Annotated in this window: 23 protein-coding genes and 1 tRNA gene; 11 read left to right on the top strand and 13 right to left on the bottom strand. The window is 39.9% G+C overall.

The features are described 5' to 3' along the window. Positions 1 to 8 precede the first annotated feature (8 nt). The 3 genes from C4H12_RS10585 to C4H12_RS10575 form a co-directional block, all read right to left on the bottom strand. Positions 9 to 836, bottom strand: coding sequence for an NAD kinase (locus C4H12_RS10585; protein ID WP_106098892.1), 828 nt, complete (start codon positions 834 to 836; stop codon positions 9 to 11). Continuing rightward, positions 833 to 1,924, bottom strand: a complete 1,092-nt coding sequence (locus C4H12_RS10580; RefSeq protein WP_106098891.1) for a methyltransferase — start codon at positions 1,922 to 1,924, stop codon at positions 833 to 835. The genes C4H12_RS10585 and C4H12_RS10580 overlap by 4 nt, the downstream gene beginning before the upstream one ends. A gap of 179 nt (positions 1,925 to 2,103) precedes the next feature. Next, entirely contained in the window at positions 2,104 to 2,667 is a 564-nt protein-coding gene (locus C4H12_RS10575) for a hypothetical protein (RefSeq protein WP_106098890.1), read from the bottom strand. A gap of 385 nt (positions 2,668 to 3,052) precedes the next feature. Here C4H12_RS10575 and C4H12_RS10565 point away from each other — a divergent pair, with 385 nt between their 5' ends. Then, the gene (locus C4H12_RS10565; protein ID WP_106098888.1) at positions 3,053 to 4,198 is read left to right on the top strand and encodes a carboxypeptidase-like regulatory domain-containing protein; all 1,146 of its coding nucleotides are present in this window, start codon (positions 3,053 to 3,055) and stop codon (positions 4,196 to 4,198) included. A gap of 373 nt (positions 4,199 to 4,571) precedes the next feature. Here C4H12_RS10565 and C4H12_RS10560 read toward each other — a convergent pair whose 3' ends face one another. The 7 genes from C4H12_RS10560 to C4H12_RS10530 form a co-directional block, all read right to left on the bottom strand. Continuing rightward, a complete protein-coding gene (locus C4H12_RS10560; RefSeq protein WP_106098887.1) occupies positions 4,572 to 4,862 on the bottom strand; it encodes a hypothetical protein in 291 nt (96 codons plus the stop codon). Next, complete coding sequence (locus C4H12_RS10555) at positions 4,862 to 5,419, bottom strand: sigma-70 family RNA polymerase sigma factor (protein ID WP_106098886.1); 558 nt, start codon at positions 5,417 to 5,419, stop codon at positions 4,862 to 4,864. The genes C4H12_RS10560 and C4H12_RS10555 overlap by 1 nt, the downstream gene beginning before the upstream one ends. Positions 5,420 to 5,689: 270 nt before the next feature. Then, positions 5,690 to 6,229, bottom strand: coding sequence for an N-acetyltransferase (locus C4H12_RS10550; protein WP_106098885.1), 540 nt, complete (start codon positions 6,227 to 6,229; stop codon positions 5,690 to 5,692). A 3-nt stretch (positions 6,230 to 6,232) separates the two neighbouring features. Next, a complete protein-coding gene (locus tag C4H12_RS10545; RefSeq protein ID WP_106098884.1) occupies positions 6,233 to 6,547 on the bottom strand; it encodes a DUF721 domain-containing protein in 315 nt (104 codons plus the stop codon). A gap of 6 nt (positions 6,548 to 6,553) precedes the next feature. Next, positions 6,554 to 7,189 (bottom strand): HNH endonuclease, encoded by a 636-nt coding sequence (locus C4H12_RS10540; protein WP_106098883.1) that lies wholly within the window; start codon positions 7,187 to 7,189, stop codon positions 6,554 to 6,556. Then, complete coding sequence (locus C4H12_RS10535; protein ID WP_106098882.1) at positions 7,186 to 8,418, bottom strand: AAA family ATPase; 1,233 nt, start codon at positions 8,416 to 8,418, stop codon at positions 7,186 to 7,188. The genes C4H12_RS10540 and C4H12_RS10535 overlap by 4 nt, the downstream gene beginning before the upstream one ends. Beyond that, a complete protein-coding gene (locus tag C4H12_RS10530; protein ID WP_106098881.1) occupies positions 8,415 to 9,935 on the bottom strand; it encodes a GH3 auxin-responsive promoter family protein in 1,521 nt (506 codons plus the stop codon). Before C4H12_RS10530 ends, C4H12_RS10535 begins: the two co-directional genes overlap by 4 nt. Positions 9,936 to 10,713: 778 nt before the next feature. Between C4H12_RS10530 and C4H12_RS13720 the strand changes: the two genes are divergently transcribed. The 7 genes from C4H12_RS13720 to C4H12_RS10500 all read left to right on the top strand — a co-directional run bounded on the left by C4H12_RS13720 (position 10,714) and on the right by C4H12_RS10500 (position 16,797). Beyond that, complete coding sequence (locus C4H12_RS13720; protein ID WP_164997600.1) at positions 10,714 to 10,890, top strand: hypothetical protein; 177 nt, start codon at positions 10,714 to 10,716, stop codon at positions 10,888 to 10,890. Next, positions 10,880 to 11,977 (top strand): LPO_1073/Vpar_1526 family protein, encoded by a 1,098-nt coding sequence (locus C4H12_RS10525; RefSeq protein WP_106098880.1) that lies wholly within the window; start codon positions 10,880 to 10,882, stop codon positions 11,975 to 11,977. The genes C4H12_RS13720 and C4H12_RS10525 overlap by 11 nt, the downstream gene beginning before the upstream one ends. A 354-nt stretch (positions 11,978 to 12,331) precedes the next feature. After that, positions 12,332 to 13,867, top strand: coding sequence for a glycine betaine ABC transporter substrate-binding protein (locus tag C4H12_RS10520; protein WP_106098879.1), 1,536 nt, complete (start codon positions 12,332 to 12,334; stop codon positions 13,865 to 13,867). 2 nt (positions 13,868 to 13,869) lie between these two features. After that, on the top strand, positions 13,870 to 14,580 hold the full coding sequence (locus C4H12_RS10515) for an ABC transporter ATP-binding protein (protein ID WP_106098878.1): 711 nt from the start codon (positions 13,870 to 13,872) through the stop codon (positions 14,578 to 14,580). 12 nt (positions 14,581 to 14,592) lie between these two features. Beyond that, positions 14,593 to 14,952 carry an alcohol dehydrogenase catalytic domain-containing protein gene (locus tag C4H12_RS10510; RefSeq protein WP_254424764.1) on the top strand — a complete coding sequence of 120 codons (360 nt, stop codon included), beginning with the start codon at positions 14,593 to 14,595 and terminating at the stop codon, positions 14,950 to 14,952. Between the two features lie 106 nt (positions 14,953 to 15,058). After that, the gene (locus C4H12_RS10505) at positions 15,059 to 15,508 is read left to right on the top strand and encodes a Fur family transcriptional regulator (protein WP_106098877.1); all 450 of its coding nucleotides are present in this window, start codon (positions 15,059 to 15,061) and stop codon (positions 15,506 to 15,508) included. A 17-nt stretch (positions 15,509 to 15,525) separates the two neighbouring features. Beyond that, the gene (locus C4H12_RS10500) at positions 15,526 to 16,797 is read left to right on the top strand and encodes an adenylosuccinate synthase (RefSeq protein WP_106098876.1); all 1,272 of its coding nucleotides are present in this window, start codon (positions 15,526 to 15,528) and stop codon (positions 16,795 to 16,797) included. A 56-nt stretch (positions 16,798 to 16,853) separates the two neighbouring features. Here C4H12_RS10500 and C4H12_RS10495 read toward each other — a convergent pair whose 3' ends face one another. Beyond that, on the bottom strand, positions 16,854 to 17,168 hold the full coding sequence (locus C4H12_RS10495; protein WP_106098875.1) for a hypothetical protein: 315 nt from the start codon (positions 17,166 to 17,168) through the stop codon (positions 16,854 to 16,856). A gap of 146 nt (positions 17,169 to 17,314) precedes the next feature. Between C4H12_RS10495 and C4H12_RS10490 the strand changes: the two genes are divergently transcribed. Further along, entirely contained in the window at positions 17,315 to 18,676 is a 1,362-nt protein-coding gene (locus C4H12_RS10490; RefSeq protein WP_106098874.1) for a suppressor of fused domain protein, read from the top strand. 141 nt (positions 18,677 to 18,817) lie between these two features. Here the strand turns inward: C4H12_RS10490 and C4H12_RS10485 are convergent, their stop codons facing one another. Then, positions 18,818 to 19,645 carry a hypothetical protein gene (locus C4H12_RS10485; protein ID WP_106098873.1) on the bottom strand — a complete coding sequence of 276 codons (828 nt, stop codon included), beginning with the start codon at positions 19,643 to 19,645 and terminating at the stop codon, positions 18,818 to 18,820. Between the two features lie 308 nt (positions 19,646 to 19,953). On the opposite strand from C4H12_RS10485, the gene C4H12_RS10480 reads away from it, so the two are divergent. Next, positions 19,954 to 20,238 (top strand): helix-turn-helix domain-containing protein, encoded by a 285-nt coding sequence (locus C4H12_RS10480; protein WP_106098872.1) that lies wholly within the window; start codon positions 19,954 to 19,956, stop codon positions 20,236 to 20,238. 51 nt (positions 20,239 to 20,289) lie between these two features. On the opposite strand, the gene C4H12_RS10475 is transcribed toward C4H12_RS10480, so the two are convergent. Further along, complete coding sequence (locus C4H12_RS10475; RefSeq protein WP_106098871.1) at positions 20,290 to 22,581, bottom strand: TonB-dependent receptor; 2,292 nt, start codon at positions 22,579 to 22,581, stop codon at positions 20,290 to 20,292. A 238-nt stretch (positions 22,582 to 22,819) separates the two neighbouring features. Between C4H12_RS10475 and C4H12_RS10470 the strand changes: the two genes are divergently transcribed. After that, positions 22,820 to 22,893: transfer RNA gene (locus C4H12_RS10470), tRNA-Ile, on the top strand. Positions 22,894 to 23,507: the final 614 nt, after the last annotated feature.

Below are 23,507 nucleotides of genomic sequence, written 5' to 3'. Positions count from 1 at the left end.
TAATAAGCCTACTTATTCCTTTTATCTTCCCCCCACAACAGTTTATTGCGAAGGGTTTTCACAAAGCTATCTCCTTTCAGGCATATCATTTTCACCACAAAAGGCGCTTTTCTAATACTGATACTACGCTCATTAGGCATCGTTTTAATATGCGAATCCATTGATAGCAAATACTTCTGTTCCCTCCCCGATACTGTTAGCTTCACCTCCGTATCTTCAGGTATTACCAGTGGTCGTGCGTTAAGGTTATGAGGGGCTATAGGCGTTATAACTAAGTTTTTAGCCGTAGGCACTATCACAGGCCCACCACAGCTCAATGAGTATCCTGTCGAGCCCGTAGGAGTAGCAATAATAAGCCCATCAGCCCAATACGAACTCAAAAACTCACCACCCAATTCAGTATCAATAGTAATCATCGAGGCAGTATTCTTCCGCGTAACACTAATTTCATTCAGCGCAAAATTCACCTCATCAACAGGCTCACCCGTATCACTGTAAACCGCCTCAATAACCGAGCGTTCCACAATCTCGTATTCCCCCGTCCTAAGCTGCCTTACTACCTCAGCCAATCTATCTTTATGTGCAGTAGCCAAAAAACCCAACCTTCCAGCATTGATACCCAAAATAGGAATTTCCAAATCCTGTATATACGTAATCCCTTTCAGTAAGGTACCATCACCTCCTATGGTCAGCACAACCTCCGTATCACTACCTAGTCCATCCGAACTATCATTAATAATCTGCACCACATCTGTAGGTAACAGTAGCTTGTGCAGTTGCGCCATAATTTCTTCACTATCAGCCGAATGCTGACGTATATATATAGCTATCTTCATTGTTTCATCACTTTAAAAAGAGTATGGCTATTAGCTTTACCCAAGTTGTCATAAGTAGCCACCAACTTTAAGCCCGCAGCCTTAATGCAGGCTTCCATATCAGGCGAGTAGTACATCTTGCTATTACCATTAGCCATAGCAGTAAAGTAAACACTTATTAGGTTAAGGCAATAAGCCCCCGTTTCGTGTTCCTGCCTATCCCAATATGCCTCCAGTATATATAGTTCTGTATTTGGGGTCATTGCCGCTGCAGCCCGCTTCAAAATGCTAGTTACTTCATCAGGAGAAAAGCAATCCAAAAACTGACTCATCCATATCACATCAAAACCAGTAGGAAAAGCAACACTATCATCCAATAAGTTAGCCCCATAACCATCAATGCGTTCTGCACCCTCCTTGCCAGCAATATTAGCTCGCATTAGTTCTATTTGTTGGGGCAAATCCATCACAGTCACCTTCACTCCTTTAGCAAAGTTCACACACTTTAAGGCAAACCTACCAGTATTACCTCCCACATCCAAAAATGTCTTCACATCACGCCTAAATATAATCTCCAAAGCATCAGCAAATGATACGTCCGAGTAGTAATGGTCAAACGCAAACCACTTTTCTTGCACCGTCTTAGGTAAAGACGAAAGCCCCTCATATATAGTGCTCCAGTTGCCAAACACCTTCAGACCAGCAGGTTTACCCTCAGCAAGAGCCTCCTCTAAGTGGTTCAGTCCCTCGTAACATACCTCCTGAATAAACTCCATATTCACACGTGTAGCACGATCATTTAGCAAAAACCACCCCGCTTTTGTTTGCACAAACCTGTCTTCCTTCACCATTACCGTCCCCACCGATACCGATGCCTCCAGCAATATCTGTACAGCGTAACGGCTTAAGCCAGTAACCTCAGCCACTTCCTCCATAGTAAGTCCATTAGGAGCGTCTTCCAAAGCCTTCATCACCCCCAGTTTTACCATCAAGCGTGAAATCTGGAAAGCCACAGGGGCAAACGCTATTTCCTGAGCCAAGCGTTGTGCTTCAAAAGCAGTTTTTTTATCAGTAGTATATTTCTTTTTTAAGTCAGAAGTTAAATTCATTTTTCTCTCAGAACACTATTTATTTTAACGTTATCTATATTATTAAATTCATTACCTCCTATATCCTCTATTTTTTGGCAAAGATACAAAACAAATAATAATTAGCAAGTACCACCACACAAAAAAAGCTGCCAAGCACTACGCTCAGCAGCTTTTTTCTTTAAGCACAAAGATTAACTCTAAATATCCAACTCATAATGAGTTTCATTACCAGCACGGTCACTAGCAGTAACTATCACCTTGCCACCTGTCTTATTCGCATTTAGGGCAGTAGTTGTATACTCCCATTTGCCATTGCTAAAGGCAGCAGCCCCTTCCTCTACCAGTGAGCTATTAGCTTTAACAATCTTCACCCTTACGCTCACCACCTTAAAGGTATCAGCCACTTCAGCATAAATCTTCTCTCCCGAAGTCGCACCACTATACCCCGAAGCATTTACCCGATACACCACCGGAGCCTTAAGGTAGTCAGCCATAGCAAGATTATAAGGCGTTACCCCCCTGCGTTTCGCCGCTTCAGCAGCATAACTATCTTTAAGAGTAGGGTTCAGCATAGCATTTTTCGCATACACAGCACCAAGAGCAAACCTATCCAAGTGCGCCTGCTGTTTAGCCGAAATTTTACCACTGCGGTAAGGGTATTTACCCACTATAGTTTTACCATCTTTTTGTCTGAATACAAGTAGCTTAGCCACTTGTCCGCTCAAACTAGCGGTTACAATGTTTCCTTTTACTTCTGCCATTTTTAAATTTAATTTAGAAGGCAAGATCAATAAGCTCAGAGGTAGCGCGCATCACTCATCCCCCATCTCTTACCTAAGTTTCACGCTGCAAAGGTGCGACACTTTCCACAACCCCACAAATAGTTGTCTCACCACGGAACACACCTGTAAACCCACAAACAACCAAACCACTGATAATCAACTTCCAACCCAAAACAACCCAAACCCCACCCTCTTACCTCCTACCTCTTATCTCTTACCTACTTTAAACGAACCTATAACGAAGGATAAACGAACTATAAACGAAGGATAGTACCCCCACCCTCACACACATAATTCCCAATCATTCATACACAATTAAAAAAAATTTCTATCTTTGCCCCACAAACCCTAAAAAACAAACAAAATGAAATCACTCCTTTACCTCCTCCTTTTCACCACCAGCGCCCTTCGCGCCCAAGTAGCCACCATCACCCTACTCGATGCCACCACACACCAGCCCATCCCCAATGCCGAAGCCTATTACCCCACCACCCTTAACGGCACTATCACCAATGCCGAAGGAAAATTACGCATCAACATCGAGAACGATACCCTTACCCTCAGCCACATAGGCTACCAAACCAAAAAAATCTTCACACCACCCCATTTTAACACCACCACCATACACCTCCAGCCCTATGAAATACAACTCGACGAAGTCGTAGTCTATAACTACCCCCTAAAAGAAAAAGTAAAATACGTAATCGATAATTACTTCAAACTATACGACACCCAATCCAAAATCTTAGAAATCACCTACCGCGAAAAATACCTCAAGAACGACACCCTCATACGCCTCTACCAAGTACAGTTAGACTGGTGGAGCAAAAACCACATACTACAATTCAAAAAATCACTCAACGATAACCTACACATACACCTCAAAAACACCGATTATTCCAAAATATCCAACCCCGACGAAGGAGTCAATAGCGCCTTCTTCTACCCAAATTTCATATTGCCATACCTCCACCTCAATTTCTACTTAATAGCACTCAATAACGCCAAAGATATTGAAATCAAAAAAGTAGAAAAAGACCACCAGCACACCATAGTAACCTTTAACGCCCAAGTCTATATCAACAAAAACGAACCCGTCGATTTGCAAAACTCCGTCATCTATTTCGACAAAAACACACAAGCCATCAAGCAAATATCCTTCACCCAAAAACCCACCAATGGCGAAGGCATCTCCCAAAAAAAGAAAATACCCTACAAAACATTTGATAACAAAGGCACTTGGCAAATCACATTCACCCCCTATAAAAACAAACTCCTATTCAGCTCCTATTCAATAAAAGGAAGCATCATATTCCAATACCAAGGCAAAACCGACCAAGCCTATATCGAGCAATCCTTCCTCCGAACAGGAGTAAAAGAAGGCGGTCACATCAAAAAATCCGACCGGATAGACGTCAATAACCCCTTCTTTCAATACATCACACCCCATAAGCCCAACCAAGCAAAATTCATCCTCACCACCGCCGAACAAGATTTCATCAACCAATAAAAAAAGCTGCTAAGCAACACGCTTAGCAGCTTTTTCAGTTAAATGTTTTAACCAGTTTAGAAAAGCAAATTATTGTATGTAACCTTATTTCAACCCTATGGTACTACCCGCCTCCAAATAAAAGGGCATAATGATATAGATAAAGCCCTTTTATTCAGCCTGCGGATAAACTAAATCATTAACGAAAGAACACAAATAATTACCTTCTTTCTTAAAAACCAGCCCCCTAATAAGGCAAGAAACCTTCAGTGTGAAAAATCAATAAAAAGGTACGCGTTTTAAAGCGGGTCACTCACCTACTATAGGGGGCTGAATAAAAATAAAGCTAAGTGAATGAATTGAAAATTTTGCAAAAAAAATGTCTTATTGTGAATTATGAATGTGTATGGACTTGTTTTTTTATTCGCTTTTTAAAAGTCTCTAACTCTTCCTCTTTTATAAGCTCCTGCATATCCCATCTCTTTGATAACTTCCCTAGCCAAACATCAATTGTTTTAGCTTTCTTATAATAATCAGGACATACCTTGCACCAGTGCAAATGAGCTTTTAAGCGTAGTGATTCAGTTGTTGTAAGTTTGCCGCATAGTTGCTTTTCAATAATCAAAGTAGCTTTATCACACGGCATAATGATTAAGTGTATTAGTTTGTGTAAAAGGCGTTTCATTATTTATTGAACCAATTTATATCCAAGTACTCCCTAAGTTGCAGCCGGCCCCGTTGCAACATCTTCCAATAATTAGTCGTAGTAATCCCCAAAACCTGACAAATCTCCCCCGACTTTTTTTCCTCCAAATAATGCATCCGCATTACCAAAGCCCATTTCTCAGGTAAGTTCTCAAAGCTCCTATCCAAAACCTCCCTAAATTCCCTATTATCCAAAAGCGCCTCCAAAGGCATCCCCTCATCAGCCTCCCATTCTTTCAGGTTTTGGTTCTTTTTCCAATTACCATCCTCGTCAAAAAAATCGTCAAAGCTAATATGTTGCACTTTAGTCTTTCGTTTGTAAAAATCAGCCACCTTATGATGCAATATACCCCGCAGCCACGTAAGCACACTGCTTTTATGCTCAAAGCTATCATATTGTGAAAGAGCAGTAAGAAAAACCTCCTGAACTAAGTCCTCAGCATCAGCTCTATCCGTAACCAAATAACAAGCGTGGCTTAGCAAGCTCTCAGCATACATATCTACCCATTCAGCCACTTCACTGCTCGATGATTTCATATAGCATTATTTTTAATAAATAGTATTCCTATTTTATTTTCAATATAGTCGGTAAAAAACCTAAATCCTGACAAAAAAAGCAACATTTTATCACTTAAGATGAAAATAATCACTCATAAAAGTGTTTTAAGTATTATATTTGCAATTTTTAGGTGTAGGTAAAAATTAATTCACAAAATACAAAATAAGTGCCAAAATATCATTTCCACAGCATAAAAAAAGCCGGCCTAAAGCCAGCTTCTTATTATTCACTTTTTATAAATCCTTTTCTCACCTGAATATAAGGTGTTTATACACCCCCCCAGCCAAATTCTGTTCGTGTGTATACACAAATCCCAATCGCGTATATAGCCTCTCAGCAGCAGGGTTATGCACATCTACTAACAAACCTATAGGTTGGGTAGCTATACCTTTAAGGTGTTCTATAAGTGCCGAACCTATACCTCGCCCTTGGGCTTCTTCCCTCACACTAAGGGTATCAATATACAGTTCACCTGCAGCAGTCTCATCTTCTAAGGTAATATCTATACCATAATGTTCTTTAATTAAGAGCAGCACAGGCATACGCAACATATCCAATTCTTTACCATCATAAGCTATCAGTGAGCCTATTACACTACTATTTTCCTCATACACCCAAGCGTTTTGGTATGAGTATTGGTTATTTTCCTGTCCAAACAAACTTTCCAATAGGGCTATTGCCTCTTCCCGATGTTCTTTACCAATCATCTTATAAACAATCTCTTCCATTGCCTGAAACATCAAAGGGGCAACACTAGCAGCATCAGTAGCAGTAGCAGGGCGTATCATATATTAGCTTAAAAATATCAGTTTATGTATTAGTTTTTCTTCCAAACCCTCATTCATCAGGTTTATAATTTTAGTTTTTCCCATACTAAGTTCATTACTTAGCGCAGCCGAAGTAAGCCTTACGTATAAGGTACTACCGTTTAGTTCCACCGAGGCCGTATATTTAGCTATAGCAGCACCCATCAGTTCTTCCCAAAGAGAAGGAACAGCAGCTTTTTGCAAGCCACGTCTAAGGTGGTATTTACTAATAATAAGGGCAATAATATCAGCAATTGAAGCATCATCCCCTATACGGTCACGGTCGTTGTATCTTTTCATAATTATCTAAACCTTATTCCATACAATATCATCTGAAAAATCTGCATATAGGGAGGGGTTATTCTTGATTATCCAATACTTAAACCCTAAAAATTCTTGTTCTATAGAGAGTAATTCTCTTATTACCTCTTTGGTTTCTGGGGTAGGTGCAGAGAGATAATCATATACCGCTTGTTCAAAATTATTCATTTTTGATAGAAACTCCTCAAAAAAGCGTTCTTCTTTTAACTTTCTTATGCCATTTTTCCCATTGAAAATACGATTTAGTAGCACAATCGTTTGTTGTATAGCCTCCGAAGTATCATCAGTAGCAAAATCTGCTTTGTCATAATTAAGGGTTTGCACGATTTTCTCTTCAATAGCTTCTTTAGTAGGGTTTACAATATCATCAAAATTAGCCAACTTTTTTCCATTACAATAGCTACATACAAAGAAAAGGTTTTCCCAATTGTATCTTTCATCAGGGTAGTGCTCTTGGCTGTGCAAATGTTCTACTTGAAAATCAGTAGTCAGTTTGCGCTCACAGATATAGCATTTATCATAATGGTCTTTGGCTAATAAGTCTTTTACATCCTCGCCGTCATATCTCTTTTTAGTAGCCAAAGAGGCAGGAGTGGTGGTAGTTTTCTGCAATTGTATCATAGCGCATTGATTTTTGCAAAATGTTGGTTCTTCAATTGTAAGTACTTCCCTATAATTTTGGGTGAGACTACCTCTGGTATTTTATCAAAATCACAGATAAGGTCTTTTAGTTCAGTCTTTTCAGAAAGAGAAAGTACTTCTTTTTTCAAAAGTTCCTCTAATCTACCCAATTGCATTCCCATATAGCTGGAAGCAGTTTTTACCCCAAAATATCCTTCAGCTAATGATTCGTATGAATACTCGGTTAAATCTTCTATTATTTCTTGGTGTTCTAAGTCGAATGCTACAGCATTGCTCAGTGAGCTTAACACAAAAGGCGAGTGGGTAGTAACGATAAACTGTATATTAGGGAAAATCTCTGTCAGCAGCGGCATAATGACCTTTTGCAATTCTAAGTGCAGGTGGGTTTCAATCTCATCTACTAACACAATACCTTCGCACTCATAAGCCCTTGTAAGTTGGTTTTTATGCTGCATTTTCAGAATAAGGTCTACTACTATATCCAAAACTGCCGCAAAACCATCTGATAACTCCGTAAACTTAAATTCTTTTCCTTTGGTTAATATCTTAAAAGAATAATCTTTATAATTAAAATGTAATTGTAAGTCTTTATCTTGAAAAATCTCACCCAAAAGCCTTTCAAAATTCACAAACCATTCTCTAATTTCGTTAGCATCTTTCTCTAATTTTTCATTTCTTGCCAAAGCCTCTTGTACTTTAAGGTGAGCAAGGAATTTTAAGAATTCTTGAGTAGAGGTTTGCTTTATTCCCCATTTATCTTGAAGTTCAGGTTTAGTAGGGTTTTTAGGTTCTTGGAGGTTTTTTATAGTTCTATGCGCTTCATAAAAAGCAATAATAAAGTTGCCGTCTTGATATTTTCTAATAAGGCTATCAACATCTTTAAAAGCAACTATTACCTCACCAAAAAAGAGCTCATATTGACTTTTCCAATACTCTAAATCTTTTTCTATAGAAAGAATATTCTTAGAATTATCTTTTAGTTGTTTTTCAAAATATTCTATATTTCTCTCAAAGTTTTCAAAATATTTATGTCTATCATTTGCTATTCTTTCAATATGATTAGCAATAGCATTGAGCAGGGAAGTTTTCCCACTACCATTCTTGCCCGTGAGCATCAAATGAGGATAATCTTCCTTTTCCAAACGGATATTTATGTCCCTCAGATGTCGTACTTTATTGATATGTATGTTATTGATATATCTGTTCATACTTTTAAATCTTGTTTATGTGATATTCCCAGTAATTCCTCCACATATTCCCTACTATTCGATAGGCGTGGCACTTTATTCTGTCCTCCCAGTTTATCTTTACCTTTCAGCCAATCGTGAAACAGTCCCACACGTGCAGCATGTACTTTAGGCATATTCAGGGTCATATTATTATAGCGTTTAGCCTCATAGTCCGAGTTCTGTTTTTGCAGTTCAAGGTCTAATATTTCCGTGAATTTCTCCAAGTTATCAGGAGCCCTTTCAAACTCTATCACCCATTCGTGTCCTCCTTTTTCTTTACCTTCCATAAAGATAGGCGCTGCGGTATAGTCCTTAATGCTGCTATTAGTGTATTCACACGCTTTTTGTAGGGCGCGTTCAGCATTTTCTATTATCAGTTCTTCTCCAAAAACGTTGATAAAGTGTTTAGTCCTTCCCGTAATCTTAATTCTATACGGCACAACCGATGTAAACCGCACCGTATCACCTATCAAGTAGCGCCACAATCCAGCATTAGTACTAATAACCATAGCATAGTTCTTGCCAAGTTCCACCTCACTCAGTGGTATAACCTTCTCTTCACCAGTGCCAAAGCTATCCATAGGAATAAACTCATAAAAAATACCATAATCCAGCATCAGCAGCATCTCGTCCGAGTTATTACGATCTTGGATACCAAAAAACCCTTCCGATGCATTATAAGTCTCATAATACCTAAACCCTTCCGATGGAATAATATTCCTATACTGCTCCCTATAAGGTACAAAACTCACCCCTCCGTGAAAGTACACCTCAAGGTTAGGCCAAAGTTCCAGTAAGTGCTTCTTACCAGTACTCTCCAGCAGTCGGTTCAGTAATACCAGCATCCACGAAGGCACTCCCACAATGCTTGTAACATTCTCATTTTTAGCCTCAGCTATAATAGCCTGTAGCTTGCTCTCCCACTCACTCATCTGCGATACTTTATTCCCCGGCGTACAGCTCCACTCCGCCCAAAAAGGCAAGTTCTCTATCAATATAGCCGATAAGTCCCCAAAGTAAGTCCCATTCTGTTCATACAGCTGCTTGCTCCCTCCCAAGCGCAAACTCTTACCCTTAAACAGTTGCGCCCCCTCGTTGTTATTCAAGTACAAGCACAACATATCTTTGCCCGATTTGTAATGGCAAAATTCCAGCGCCTCATTACTTACAGGTATGAATTTGCTCTTCGCATTAGTAGTACCACTACTTTTAGCAAACCATTTAATAGCCGAAGGCCAAAATACATTCCGCTCCCCCTCTCTCGCTCGCTGTATGTAAGGTTCAAAATCCTCGTATGTAACAACCGGCGTATTTCTAGCAAAGTCATTATAATCCTTCACCTCTGCAAAATTATAGAGCCTTCCTATTTCAGTATCTTTAGCCGCTTGGGTAAGTTCTTTCAGCACCCGCTCCTGCACTTGGTGAGGGTCATTCACAAAAGCCTCAATCTGATTGATACGACGTTTCAAAAACCACGATGTGATAGTGTTAAGCATTTTAATGGTAAGTTACAAATTTTTCCAACCGCAAAAGTACAAATAATTTGCCAATTAACAAAATTTACCTCCCCCCACCCTCTTACCTTCCTCCTCCCTCCTCTCCCCTAAATTACGAATAATGCAAAAACCACCTCCTCCCACCCTATCCCCTATCTCCTAACTCCTTTCCCCTAATAATCAGCCCTTTCCGCCCTCCCCCTCTTACCTCTTATCTCTTAGCTTTTACCTACTTTAAACGAACCTATAACGAAGGATAAACGAACTCTAAACGAAGTATAAACCTCACCTCCCTCATTATCAGCCCCTTCATACCCACCCCCTCCCATTGCTAAATCCGCAACCCAATCCCCAAAATCTTACATTTTTCTCATCCTTTTCTCGTTTTTCCCTTATTTTTGCTAATTGTCTCTCACCTACTCTAATCCCTCTCTTACCTCTTGAAGCCTATCCCTTAGGATAAGTGAACTTATAAACAAGAATAGTTAGCGAGCAGTCGTCCATTTTCTCCTTACTTAATACTAAGTAACTAATTTTTAGCTTTCACTCCTAAAATGCGTTTATTCATTGTATCTTGCACAATCTATATTTTTAGATAAGTAATATTAAACAGATAATAAATTAATCAGACAATTTTTAAGGAAGGCTTCTTCTGTTACTCTTTGTTAATTTTTTATTTACTCGTGCGTAATTGGAAAAATTGAACTATTTTTGCACTTCGATAAATATCATTTAAATAATTTTAATCATTTTTACAATATCTAAAATTTATAAACTTATGGAATGGATTTTTGACGGAATAGGAACTGCAATTATAACACTGATTCTTGGTTTATTAGTAGGAGGAACAGTGGGATATAAAATAGGCATTAATAAGAATATTGTTAGACAGAAACAGAAAGCTGGCAATAATTCTTCACAGATACAAGTAGGGAGGGACTATAATGGAAAGTAAACAGGTTCAAAAAGCTGGTGACAATGCTCAGCAATTGCAAGCAAATAATATGATTGTCAATATAGGTGCTGATGAGAAAAGAGTAAGAGAGATCTGTCAGGAAATGACCTTGCAATTGAAAAATAAATACACAGAGGAAGCTCTTAAAGTTGCAGAATCAAGAGTCTTAGAGTTTGAAGACAAACTTATAACTAAGATGAATGAAATAGATGGTGCTTTGGAAATTTTTACAGATCCAAGTTTTCAATTATTGCTTAGAAAAGCACAAAAAACAGCAGCTTCTACAGAAAGACCTGCTGATTATGACCTTTTATCAGAGTTATTAGTTCATCGTTTTCAGAATGGGACTGATAGAAATACACGAGCTGGAATTACACGAGCTGTTGAAATAGTTGATGAAATATCAGATGAAGCATTACTTGGCTTAACTGTTTTTCATGCTGTAATTTGTATCGAGCCTGTGACTGAAGTTATCCAAGAGGGATTGGATATTCTAAATGATTTATTCGGTAAATTAATCTATGCTACACTTCCTAATGGGAATAAATGGCTTGATCATTTAGATATTTTAAGCACCATAAGAATTAATAATTTTGTAAGGCTACCAAATATTGAAGACATTTATTCTGAACGATTTGCTGGTTATATTGATATTGGGATAAAAAAGAACTCTCAAGAGCACTATAAAGCTATTGAATTACTTAATAGTGAGAAATTACCTTTAGATATCTTGATTGAACATGAATTAAATACTGATTATATCAGACTAAACATATTAAATAAAAAAAACATCGATTCTCTTAAATTAATACATCAAGTTAACTATAACAGTTCTATCGTTTCCTTGACTGATGCTGAAAAAAATGTAATTATATCTATATATGATTTATATAAGCAAGATACTGACATAAGACAGGAGAATATAAATAAATTTATGGAAGAATGGAACAAACGGGCAAATCTAAAAATCCTTAGAGAATGGTGGAATAATATTAATATTTCAATAGAATTGACTTCTGTTGGAAAAGTATTGGCACATGCAAATGCCCAAAGATGTGATAAAAGGTTACCTCCTTTAAATTACTGAATGAATTAAAGTATATTATTATACTCTCATAGAATGGAATAACCTTTTTATCTCTTGTTTTTCAAAATAACTGTACTTTATTGCTTAGTAACATAGCTATTAGAAGATAGTGTTTACACTAAAACACATACCTTTATTCTTGATTATTTTTTATAAAGGTCGACCACAGCTTCACCTCCCAAGAATCACAAACCAAAACCGCTACCGAAATTACAGAGTTCATAAAAAAACACTAAATACCACCCCCGCTCATAGTTCCTCTATAAGCGGGAATTATTTTTTAATTCACACTTTTGCCAATTTGCCAATTATTCCTATCTTTGCCGATATAGTTTTTAATCACACATCAATACATTGGTAAATTTCATCTCTCTTCTCCGTGACGAAGCACCGTTCTTCCTGCATCTCACTGCCGAACATCTCCTTATCTCGCTATCAGCCATAGTTGTAGCCTCTTTTATAGGAGTGCTATTGGGTATCTTTATCAGCGAGTACCGCAAGTATGCCGTTTGGCTCTTGGGGGCAGTAAATGTACTCTATACTATCCCCTCTATCGCCTTGTTAGGTTTCTTTATTACCATTACAGGGGTAGGCAACCTCACCGCCCTTATCGCCCTGATACTCTATGCCTTGCTACCTATTATCCGCAGTACCTATACGGGCATTACGCACATCAACCCGCTTATTATCGAAGCAGCCGAGGCTATGGGCAGTACCCGCTGGCAGCTGCTCTATAAAATCAAACTCCCCTTAGCCCTCCCCGTGCTAATGTCGGGCATTCGCAATATGGTTACTATGACCATTGCGCTCGCTGGTATCGCCTCTTTTGTAGGGGCTGGCGGCTTGGGCGTAGCTATCTATCGCGGTATCACTACCAATAATAGCGCGATGACTCTGGTAGGCAGTGTGCTCATTGCTCTCTTGGCTTTGGGGCTCGATTTCTTCTTGGCAAAAATAGAAAAACGATTAGTAAACCGCGAAGTAGCCCATAAGCGCAACCCTCTAAAGCTGGTAGGGGTAGGGGTATTGGCACTGCTTATCACCTTGTTCTTTGTCCTTTCTCCCAAAAAGACCAAAGATATTCACATCGCTACCAAGCCAATGACCGAAAGTTATATATTAGGGCAAATGCTCGCCTTGCTTATCGAGCAAGATACAGGGCTTTCAGTACGTCTCACCAATGGCGTAGGGGGTGGCACCTCCAATATTCACCCCGCAATGCTGCGCGGAGGCTTTGATATGTACCCCGAATATACCGGTACTTCGTGGGAAGCAGTACTCAAGCACAAAGACCCTTACCAAGACGATAAGTTCTCTATCTTAGAAGATGCCTACAAAAAACAATACGGCTTAGAATGGGCAAACTTATACGGCTTCAACAATACCTATGGCTTAGCCGTCAGCAAACAAGTAGCACAACAATACCAGCTCAAAACCTTTACCGATTTGGCTAAAGTGAGCCACCAGCTTATCTTTGGGGCTGAATATGATTTCTTCGAGCGTGAGGACGGCTATAAGCAACTACAAGAAGTCTATGGCATCCACTTTGGCAAAGTAATCGATATGGACATCGGACTAAAATACCAAGCCATACGCGATAAGAAGATTGATGCTATGGTAGTATTCACTACCGATGGGCAGCTTTCTGTAAGTGAGGTTGTCGTACTTCAGGACGACCGCAATCTCTACCCCTCTTATAAGGCAGGCACTGTCGTACGTGCCGAATTGCTCACCACTTACCCCGCCCTGCGCACCACTCTAAAAAAACTCAACAACCTTATTGATGATGTCACGATGGCACACCTCAACTTTTTGGTAGAAACCGAGAGAAAACGACCCGAAGAAGTAGCCAAAAACTACCTCCTACAAAAAGGACTTTTACACCCGTAACAATGATAACATTCACCCACATATACAAAAGCTATAACGGCAAGGAAATCATTCCCGACTTCAACCTCACTATTGAAAGCGGTACTTTCCTCACTATCATAGGCACTTCAGGCTCTGGCAAAACCACCGTACTAAAAATGATAAACGGATTGGTATTACCCGATAAGGGCGAAATACATATTAACGGCAAGAATATTTTAGCCGAAGACCTCATTGCTCTACGTCGCAATATAGGTTATGTAATTCAAGGGAATATCCTCTTCCCACACCTTACCGTTGCCGAGAATATAGCCTATGTCCTCCACCTAAAAAAGTACTCCCCAACCGATATAGAGCGCATTGTAACCGAAAAACTACAACAGGTAAACCTTCCCCCCGAACTCACCAACCGATTCCCTCATCAGCTTTCGGGCGGACAGCAGCAGCGGGTGGGTATCGCTCGTGCCTTAGCGGCAAGCCCTTCTATCATCTTGATGGACGAGCCTTTTGGGGCGTTGGATAGCATCACACGCCAGCAACTCCAGCGAGAGCTCAAAGCACTACATCAGCAAACAGGGGTTACCATAGTGTTCGTCACCCACGACATCACCGAAGCTCTCACACTCGGCACCAAAGTATTAGTGCTGGATAAGGGTATCATTCAGCAATACGACACCCCCAAAATGATTAAAAGCAATCCTGCTAATGAATTTGTAAGACAATTGGTTAATTAGTAAATTATAAAAATGAAAGCTATCGTTATCCATCAAGCAGGCGATGCCCAGCAATTACAAATAGAAGAACGTCCTATCCCTACGCTAAAAGAAGGGTGGACGTTAGTAAAAGTAAAAGGCTTTGGCATCAACCGTTCCGAGATATTCACACGGCAAGGGCATTCCCCCTCAGTTATATTCCCCCGCATCTTAGGCATTGAGTGTGTAGGGGTAGTGGAAGCTACTACTTGTCCTACTTTGCAAAAAGGGCAAACTGTTGTATCGCTAATGGGCGAAATGGGCAGAGCTTTTGACGGCAGTTATGCCGAATATACCCTCTTGCCTAATGCACAGGTATATCCTATAACCTCTATTTCCACATTTAAGGAATAGTTTATATTCTTTTATTAAGCTGAAAAATACTCTACCACCCAACCCCCAAAAACTTGCAATTTGAAAAATATTTCGTACCTTTGCAACTTGAAAAGAAAATTGCTTTATGAACAAAAACACAAATCAAGAAAATCAAGAAATAGTAAAAAAAGTACTAACCAAATATTTAGAAGATAACGGGCACCGCAAAACCCCAGAACGATACGCCATCGTAAAGGAAATATATGAGTATAACGACCATTTTGACATCGAAACCCTTTACGAAAATATGAAAGATAAGTACCGCGTAAGCCGCGCTACCCTTTATAACACCATCGAACTGTTAATGGAATGCGGACTGGTACGCAAGCACCAATTCGGACAAAACCAAGCCTATTATGAAAAATCATACTTCGATAAGCAGCACGACCACCTTATCCTTACCGATACAGGCGAAATTATTGAGTTCTGCGACCCCCGCATCCTCGCAATTCAACAAACCATCGAAGAAGTCTTCGGAGTCGAAATCAATAACCACTCCCTATACTTCTACGGAACCAAAAAAACAGAAAAATAAAAAAATCAACATAAATTATGGCAGTAGATTTATTATTGGGTCTTCAGTGGGGAGACGAAGGTAAAGGTAAAATAGTCGATGTCCTTACCCAAGGATATGACATCATTGCCCGATTCCAAGGAGGTCCCAATGCAGGACACACCCTCGAGTTTAACGGTATGAAACACGTACTACATACCATCCCTTCAGGAATATTCCACCCCACAGCTACAAACCTCATAGGTAACGGGGTAGTGATTGATCCTATCATACTAAAAAAAGAAATTGACGACCTCGCACCCTATAACGTGAACCTAAAGCAGCAACTGCTCATCTCACGTAAGGCACACCTCATATTGCCTACTCACCGCCTGCTCGATGCAGCTTCCGAAACAGCCAAAGGAAAAGCCAAAATAGGTTCAACCCTAAAAGGAATAGGACCCACATATATGGATAAAACAGGACGAAACGGCCTACGCGTAGGCGATATCGAACTATCCGACTTCCAACAACGATACCGAAACCTAACCAACAAACACGAAGAAATGCTCGCCAACTACAATGTAGATATACAATACAACCTCGCCGAGCTAGAAAAAGATTTCTTCCAAGCTATCGAAACCCTAAAACAATTCCAACTCATCGATAGCGAAGAATACCTATACCAAGCCCTCAAACAAGGCAAAAAAATATTAGCCGAAGGAGCACAAGGTTCCCTCCTCGATATCGATTTCGGTACCTACCCATTCGTAACCTCATCCAATACCACCGCAGCAGGAGCTTGCACAGGATTAGGCATAGCTCCCAATGCAATAGGACAAGTAATAGGTATATTTAAAGCATACACCACACGCGTGGGTAGCGGTCCCTTCCCTACCGAACTGTTTGACGAAGTAGGCGAAACACTTACCCAAGTAGGCCACGAGTTCGGCGCCACCACAGGCCGCCGCCGCCGCACCGGCTGGCTCGATTTAGTAGCCCTCAAATACGCAGTACAAGTAAGCGGCGTAACCCAACTAATAATGATGAAAGCCGATGTACTTAGCGGGTTCGAAACCCTAAAAGTCTGCACCTCATATCTATATCAAGGCAAAGAAATAAAACACCTGCCTTACAATATCGAAGAGCAGAACGTAACCCCAGTATACACCCAGCTCAAAGGATGGCACCAAGATCTTACTCAAATCAAAGACTACAACCACTTGCCACAAGAACTCCAAGACTATGTAGCTTTCTTAGAAAAAGAATTAGAAGTACCCATCAAAGTAGTATCAGTCGGTCCCGACAGAACCCAAACAATAACAAGATAAAAAAAAGGCTGTTAGTAATAAAACTAACAGCCTTTTTTATGTCTCCAAAATACTACTTATTTGATAAAACCAATATTCTCAAATGATTTACCAAAAATAGGAAGTGGTTTTTGCTCATCTTTAGTAACATTGATAATACCAATGACAATCAAAGCCAAGAAAAGAAGTCCTAAAATACCTCCTAAGAAACTCAAGCTTGGCACAATCGATAAGACGATACCTAGTATAAAACCAGCTACAAAACCAACTACCAACAAACCAAAACCTTGTTTAAGATGATAAATCGATTTCTCATCTTTAGTACCTGCGAAAAACGCAACAAGCCATAGGATACCCAAATAGCTTAAAATTGAAGTTACTTTACTGTCCATAATTTTTTATTAAATTGTGAAAATCGCTGCAAAGATATTCTTTTTTTCAAACATTTGAAAATAAAAACAGAAAAAACATAATATTTTTTTGCACAATAGATAAAAAGTTGTACATTTGGCACGAAAAAATTATTTATAAAACAACTATGGAAAAAACAGTACGACATTTTTTAGATCTTATACTCGAAGAAGCCACCCCTTTAATAGCCACCCTAAATAAAGGAGCTTCTGATGCCCAAATAGCCGATTTTGAAAAAGCTATGGGTGTAACACTCCCACCACAAGTAAAAACCCTCTACAAAAACTTTAACGGGCAAAAACAAGGTGATGATGTGTTCTTTATTGACGACCTTAGGCTCATACCTTTAGAAGAAATACAACAAACACAACAACAGTGGCTACAATGCCTCCAAAAAACACCCAACTGGGAAACTCTCCGCTTTGACGAAGAAGAAGCCATCGATATGTATTGGGACGGGGTAATTAAAAACCAATTCTACAACCCCCGCTGGCTACCCTTCTTAAGCAGTAACACACGCTACATTTTCATCGACCTCGACCCCGATAAAAAAGGCATACTAGGGCAAATAGGCGAGCTCGAACTATCCTTAGATTCTATTCAAGATTCCTTTATGGATATCATTAATGATTCCATTGAAGAGTGGCTTGATGGCCTTATTGAAGATTTAGAAGAAAACTTCACATATTACGATGCTCAAAGGCATACTCTTATTGATAAATTCGTCTTTGATGAAGAAAACGCCATCCCTAATATATTTGCCCCCTCTCCCGATTATGTATCCGAAGGAGGCTCCAACGTATATAACTACTCCGATAAAGACCAAAGTGACTTCGTATACCCCGACCGCTCCTGCGTATATATGGAAGAAATTTGCGACCACTTTGAAAAACACATAGGCCCCATTGATAGCGTATTCCACGAAATCTTATCAGAGTACGTACATATAGATGTACATTGGATCAAACCTTCTGCCGATAGGCCTTACCACGTACTATTTACCACAGGTATGAGTGATTACCCTATGTATCTGCCCGAAGGTTTAGAAGATCCTAACAGCTACAGCCACGCCGAGCTTATGGTATACCTCCCTGCCGATTGGCCTATCAGTGATGAGGCTTTCAAGGATGATGATAATTACTGGCCTATATACTTCTTAAAGATGATAGCCCGTTTCCCACATCAGTACAAAACCTGGATGGCCGAAGGGCATACCATCCCCAATGGTGAGTATGCCGAACCTATAGCCAATACCGAGTTTGGTTGTATTCTCCTTATGCCTCCTTATCTATCAGCACCTTCTGAGTTTTTACAGCTACATACTAAGGATGATACCATTATCAATTTCTATAGCATTATCCCGCTTTATACCGAAGAAATGGATTTAAAACTCAATGAAGGGGTAGAAGCCTTATTAGATCTTTTTGATGAGTACAACATCTCCGAAGTGATAGATGTATACCGCAAAAACGTAGCCTTAGATGATTAGTATAACTTATCCCAACAATATACTATTTAAAAACAGACTCTTAGCATCTATTTAATAAGGAATTCAAAGAATAATAAATAAAGAAATTAGCCAATGGGCAATTATGCTCATTGGCTTTTCTTATTTATAAACCTTTGATTCTTATTTGAGTTCTTCAGCCAATAGAAGCTCTTCACTTTCAGGTATGTTTTTTAGGGTTAGTTTCTCTCGACTTCCTAAAGGAGGAGAATGTTTCCCTCTGCGTACAAAACAATTGTAATACGCTCCTGCTACAATACCTTTCCCTTTAATATAAACAAAAGAACCTACTCCTTTTTCAAAATAATCAGCAAATTTGTAAAAGTAATAAGCTGTGTCACCTTTTTTTTCTTCTACATTTAACAAGTAAATATGCTTGAGATACTCCTGAAGGCTACAATCTGCATTTTCTCTCTCAAGGGGGAAAGCCTCTCCATTGACCTGCTTATAAGCTAATTTTAACTGTGCAACCGAAGTAATAGGCTGATTTGTATTGATAATAAAATCGGAAGTAGCTATTTGCATTTCACGTGGAAAATCTCGGCAGTAATACGACTCGGTTAGGCATCTTGTAGCTGCATAATACTTGCTTTTTTCTTTTTTCACTAACCTAACCTTAATTACATCTTTAGGATTGGAAGTGAGCATTCTCAGCCTGATTTTACTAAACAGATCCTTGGCAGGAAGCAGATTGTTTTGCACTTGCTGTATATCAATCTCTTCCCATTTAGTCAGGTTTTGAAAATCGGGTAATACAGATATAAGTATTAAAAAATCATCATCAAATACATTGTACATTTCAATGGTACTTTTAAAACCATAGGGTGAAGTATCCAAGGTGTATTGCTTTACCTTGTAATGTGAAGTAATACTATCTAAAAGAATATACTTCTGCTGTTGTGCCTGTAGGGCATAAGCACAGAAAAGAATGATATAAATAAGTTTTTTCATATTTCTAAAAATTACAAGTTTTTCCTTTAGGATCTTTGCCTTTTCTCATCTGCTTGTTCATTGTTTTCTCAAATTCAGATAAAGAGGGTTTCTTCTGCTATACCTACTTTTGCCATAGCTCTTACCTTTTTAATATTGGGGCAAAGATATCATATTTTTTGCAAAGTTGTTGTGCTATTTTTGCACTAAATAGTGCATATACAGCACAGACTTAAACAACACTTTCTTATAGAAAAACACAGAATAATTTGGATGTATCTTATTTTTTACTATTTTTGTGCTTAGAAATAACAATAAATCTTTTTATTATGAGAAACTCAGCACTCACTCAAGAAAAAGTAAAAAGCATCTTACTACGTATTAAAAAGTTGCGCCAAAAGAAAGGTTGGAGTCACGAGGTTATGGCTACTTCATTAGGTTATTCAAGTGCCTCATCGTATACACGGGCTGAGAATGGTTTGACACAATTAGATTTACCTTGTCTACTATCTATAGCTGAAATATTGGGTACTTCTGTAGGTTATTTAGTAGGTGAAAGGAAGAAGAAAAAGAAGAAAAAAGCTATTACTACTTTAAATAAAATTAGCCAATGAGCATTTACTCATTGGCTAATTTTTTTTTGTTGATGTGATATTTGATTGAGACTAAATTTTTACTTTTAAGCCTACAAATACGGTACGTGGAAGGGCTGGCCCGTAGATGTAATCGGCATCACGGTTGGCTCCTTTATCAAAGTCGGATTGGTATTGGTTAAATAGGTTTTTAACCCCAAAACTTACTTCAAAAGGGAAGCAGTTTTGCCACTGGAATTCATAAGCGGTATTAAGACCAAAGTCTAACATTCCTTTAGTGGTTTCTAAACGGTTACCTGTGATGTAGCCTTCCAGATGTGGTACTTTCATACTGCCGGTATATACGGTTACTAAGTTGATATCCCAATTGGGACGGGGCTTGTAGGTAGCCATTAGGTTACCATATACATTGGGGGTACGGAGTATCTGGTCGGTACTGATGCCGTCTTCGGGGTTTTGGATGCTGTTATATTTGGCACTTTGTATGGTGGTGGCTAATTGTAGTATGAACTGATTGTTGGGGCTGTATTTTACTTCGAGGTTAACCCCTTTTACTACGGCACCATCGGTGTTTATTTTTTGTTTTACTCTTAATCCGTTTTCTTCGCCTATATCTTCATAAGCAAAGCGATCGTGTAGGGCGGTGTAAAAGCCTTCAATCATTGCTACGAACTGGTGGCTTTCGTGGGTGTGGTTGTACTCGAAGGAAGCGGTATAGCTATCGGAGGTTTCTTTTTTAAGAGTGTCGGATAGTTTTACGCGTCGTACTTCGCCACTGGGCAATTCGGAGTGTACATCTTCGGAATAGAAGAAGGGAGCGCGGAAGCCTCGAGCATAAGAGGCGCGAGCGATGAAGTTTTCATCGATATTGAATAGCATACTTGCGCGTGGGTTCAGTACGGTGATGTTGGTTTTGAGTATGTCGGAATTAACATTATCTAAACGTACGCCTCCTAATACTTTAAATTTGGGAGAAATGCGCCAATCGGCTTGAGTGAAGACGCCTACAGTGTTGGCGGTTTGGTTCACGGCAAGGATGTTTGGATTTACGCGTTTTTCGGATATTTTGTCGTGGTTATACTCGGCACCTGAGGTCCATTGTAGGTTTCCGTTACCGGTAGGGATGTAGGCGGTGTGCTGGCCTCCTAAAAGCCAGATGTTTTCTTTGGTGAGCCCGTAGTTACCTGTAGAGGCGGTTATATCTACGCCATCGAATCCGCCGTAGTAGTTATCGGCGCGAGTGCGTTCGGCACTGGTGTAGGCGGTGAACTTGTGGTTATAGGCAGGGCTGAAGTACTCGAAATGAGCGTTACCGCCGAGCATTTGGGTGCGTATGCTTTCGGCAATATCGGCTAGATGTTCGGGTTCGTCGAGTTTGTTACCACCGCGTCGGTTTTCGTTACTTACGTTTAGTTCGGCAGTAACTTTGTGACGGTCGGTAAAGTCGTTAAAGAGTTTGGCTCCTGCGTTGAGGTTTTGGAGGCGTGTGATTTCGGAGAAATCGTCGGCATTGGCGTCATAGCTTTGGCGAGAGCGTTGCATAGCGTGGAAAGAGATGCCTCGCATATAATTATCGGTTACTAAAGAGCCGTTAAAGGAGCTTACTATATCGGCAGATTTGCCTCCTATGAGGTTACTTACGATGCTGGCTTGGGCTTCGTTTTTGGTTGGGTTTTTGGTAATTACGTTGATGGTACCAGCTATGGCGTTGGAGCCGAATAGAGCGGAGCCTCCGCCTCGTATTACCTCGATGCGTTCGATCATATTGGCGGGTATTTGGTCGAGCCCGTATACGCCGTTAAGAGAGCCGAAGATAGGGCGGCTATCGATGAGGATTTGTGAGTAGGGGCCTTCGAGCCCGTTGATGCGCACTTGGGTGGTACCGCAGTTTTGGCAGTTTACTTCGGTGCGTAGTCCTGGTTGGAATACGAGTCCTTCGGTAAGGGTGTGAGCTTTGGCGTTGGCGAGCTCTTTATTGGTGGTTACGCTTACCAGTACGGGAGCTTCTTTTCGGTTTTCCTTGGTTTTGGTAGCGGTAATAACTACTTCGTCGATACCGAGGACATCTTCTTTGAGGTCGATGTTGAGAGTATAGGTATCGTTGGGTGAGATAGTTATTTTGTCGTTATAGGGGATGAACCCTAATGATTGGACTTTGACGCGGTACTCACCTGCGGGTAGTGTGAGGAGGTAGTTACCGTTGCGGTTGGAGGTAGTCCATTTTTTTGCATTTTTCCCTTCGAGTTGTATTGAAACGGCTTCGATAGGGGTGCTATTGGAGGTAATTAAACCTTTAATAGTTCCGTCTTGAGAGAAACCTAAGACGCTGAAAGCTAAAGTGATAGCTGTTAAAAATACTTTCATATACTCATTAATTTGAATTATTTCGGGGCAAAAGTAATACTTTTTTAGATAATACGAAAATTATTTTTTACTTTTTCTGTTTTGATAAATTAGTTGTGGCGTTTTGTAGTTATAATTTTTGGGTATGGAGGGAGGAATATTAAAAAAAATTTGTTAAAAATTTGGTAGGTTGAAATATTTGTATTACTTTTGCGCCGTCTTAGAGAGATATAATGTATTTATATCGATTGAAATAGACGGTCTCATAGCTCAGTCGGTTAGAGCATCTGACTCATAATCAGAGGGTCGTTGGTTCGAGCCCAACTGGGACCACCTTTAAGAGAAGCACTTGTAGTGAATACTGCAAGTGCTTTTTTTTGTTTAACAGGTAATAGAAAAGAGGTAAGGAAACAGCCGCAAAGCAGGAGGAGCTTGGCGGCTGTTTTTTTTGGGGGAAGTGATGAAAAGGGGAGGGGAGTTAGGGGAGAGGGGGTAGATATTAGGAGTTGGGGGGTAGGAGTTAGGGGGTAGGAGTTGGGGAGATAGAAGTTGGGGGTAGGAGATAGGAGATAGGGGATAGGAGATAGGGGGTAGGAGAAGTGAGGATTGGTGGTTGAGGAAAATGAGGGGAAATGTGGGAAATAATGAGAATAATGTAAGGATTGGAGGATTTGGTCGCGGATTTGGCAATGGGAGGGATGGAGTGTGAAGGGGTTGAGAATCAGGGTAGTGAGGTTTATCCTTCGTTTATAGTTCGTTTATAGTTCGTTATAGGTTCGTTTAAGGTAGGTAAAAGATAAGAGATAAGAGGTAAGAAGGGGAGAGTGTAATAAACTGATTATTAAGGAAGAGGGGTTAGGAGATAGGGGATAGTGTGGGGGGAGGTGATTTTTGCATTATTGGCAATTGGGGTGGTGATGAGGGGTAGGGGGTAGGGTTAGGGGAGA

This window comes from Capnocytophaga sp. oral taxon 878 (assembly GCF_002999135.1).
Lineage (GTDB): Bacteria > Bacteroidota > Bacteroidia > Flavobacteriales > Flavobacteriaceae > Capnocytophaga.
This window is presented reverse-complemented; position numbering and strand designations above follow the sequence as displayed.

Coding starts and splice junctions, on each gene's coding strand:
- C4H12_RS10555 (WP_106098886.1), bottom strand. CDS start 5,419: ATGAAATCATCGAGCAGTGAAGTGGCTGAATGGGTAGATATGTATGCT.
- C4H12_RS10510 (WP_254424764.1), top strand. CDS start 14,593: ATGAAAGCTATCGTTATCCATCAAGCAGGCGATGCCCAGCAATTACAA.
- C4H12_RS10535 (WP_106098882.1), bottom strand. CDS start 8,418: ATGAACAGATATATCAATAACATACATATCAATAAAGTACGACATCTG.
- C4H12_RS10495 (WP_106098875.1), bottom strand. CDS start 17,168: ATGGACAGTAAAGTAACTTCAATTTTAAGCTATTTGGGTATCCTATGG.
- C4H12_RS10580 (WP_106098891.1), bottom strand. CDS start 1,924: ATGAATTTAACTTCTGACTTAAAAAAGAAATATACTACTGATAAAAAA.
- C4H12_RS10525 (WP_106098880.1), top strand. CDS start 10,880: ATGGAAAGTAAACAGGTTCAAAAAGCTGGTGACAATGCTCAGCAATTG.
- C4H12_RS10530 (WP_106098881.1), bottom strand. CDS start 9,935: ATGCTTAACACTATCACATCGTGGTTTTTGAAACGTCGTATCAATCAG.
- C4H12_RS10515 (WP_106098878.1), top strand. CDS start 13,870: ATGATAACATTCACCCACATATACAAAAGCTATAACGGCAAGGAAATC.
- C4H12_RS10480 (WP_106098872.1), top strand. CDS start 19,954: ATGAGAAACTCAGCACTCACTCAAGAAAAAGTAAAAAGCATCTTACTA.
- C4H12_RS10545 (WP_106098884.1), bottom strand. CDS start 6,547: ATGAAAAGATACAACGACCGTGACCGTATAGGGGATGATGCTTCAATT.
- C4H12_RS10485 (WP_106098873.1), bottom strand. CDS start 19,645: ATGAAAAAACTTATTTATATCATTCTTTTCTGTGCTTATGCCCTACAG.
- C4H12_RS10475 (WP_106098871.1), bottom strand. CDS start 22,581: ATGAAAGTATTTTTAACAGCTATCACTTTAGCTTTCAGCGTCTTAGGT.
- C4H12_RS10565 (WP_106098888.1), top strand. CDS start 3,053: ATGAAATCACTCCTTTACCTCCTCCTTTTCACCACCAGCGCCCTTCGC.
- C4H12_RS10550 (WP_106098885.1), bottom strand. CDS start 6,229: ATGATACGCCCTGCTACTGCTACTGATGCTGCTAGTGTTGCCCCTTTG.
- C4H12_RS10575 (WP_106098890.1), bottom strand. CDS start 2,667: ATGGCAGAAGTAAAAGGAAACATTGTAACCGCTAGTTTGAGCGGACAA.
- C4H12_RS10585 (WP_106098892.1), bottom strand. CDS start 836: ATGAAGATAGCTATATATATACGTCAGCATTCGGCTGATAGTGAAGAA.
- C4H12_RS10490 (WP_106098874.1), top strand. CDS start 17,315: ATGGAAAAAACAGTACGACATTTTTTAGATCTTATACTCGAAGAAGCC.
- C4H12_RS10560 (WP_106098887.1), bottom strand. CDS start 4,862: ATGAAACGCCTTTTACACAAACTAATACACTTAATCATTATGCCGTGT.
- C4H12_RS13720 (WP_164997600.1), top strand. CDS start 10,714: ATGGAATGGATTTTTGACGGAATAGGAACTGCAATTATAACACTGATT.
- C4H12_RS10500 (WP_106098876.1), top strand. CDS start 15,526: ATGGCAGTAGATTTATTATTGGGTCTTCAGTGGGGAGACGAAGGTAAA.
- C4H12_RS10505 (WP_106098877.1), top strand. CDS start 15,059: ATGAACAAAAACACAAATCAAGAAAATCAAGAAATAGTAAAAAAAGTA.
- C4H12_RS10540 (WP_106098883.1), bottom strand. CDS start 7,189: ATGATACAATTGCAGAAAACTACCACCACTCCTGCCTCTTTGGCTACT.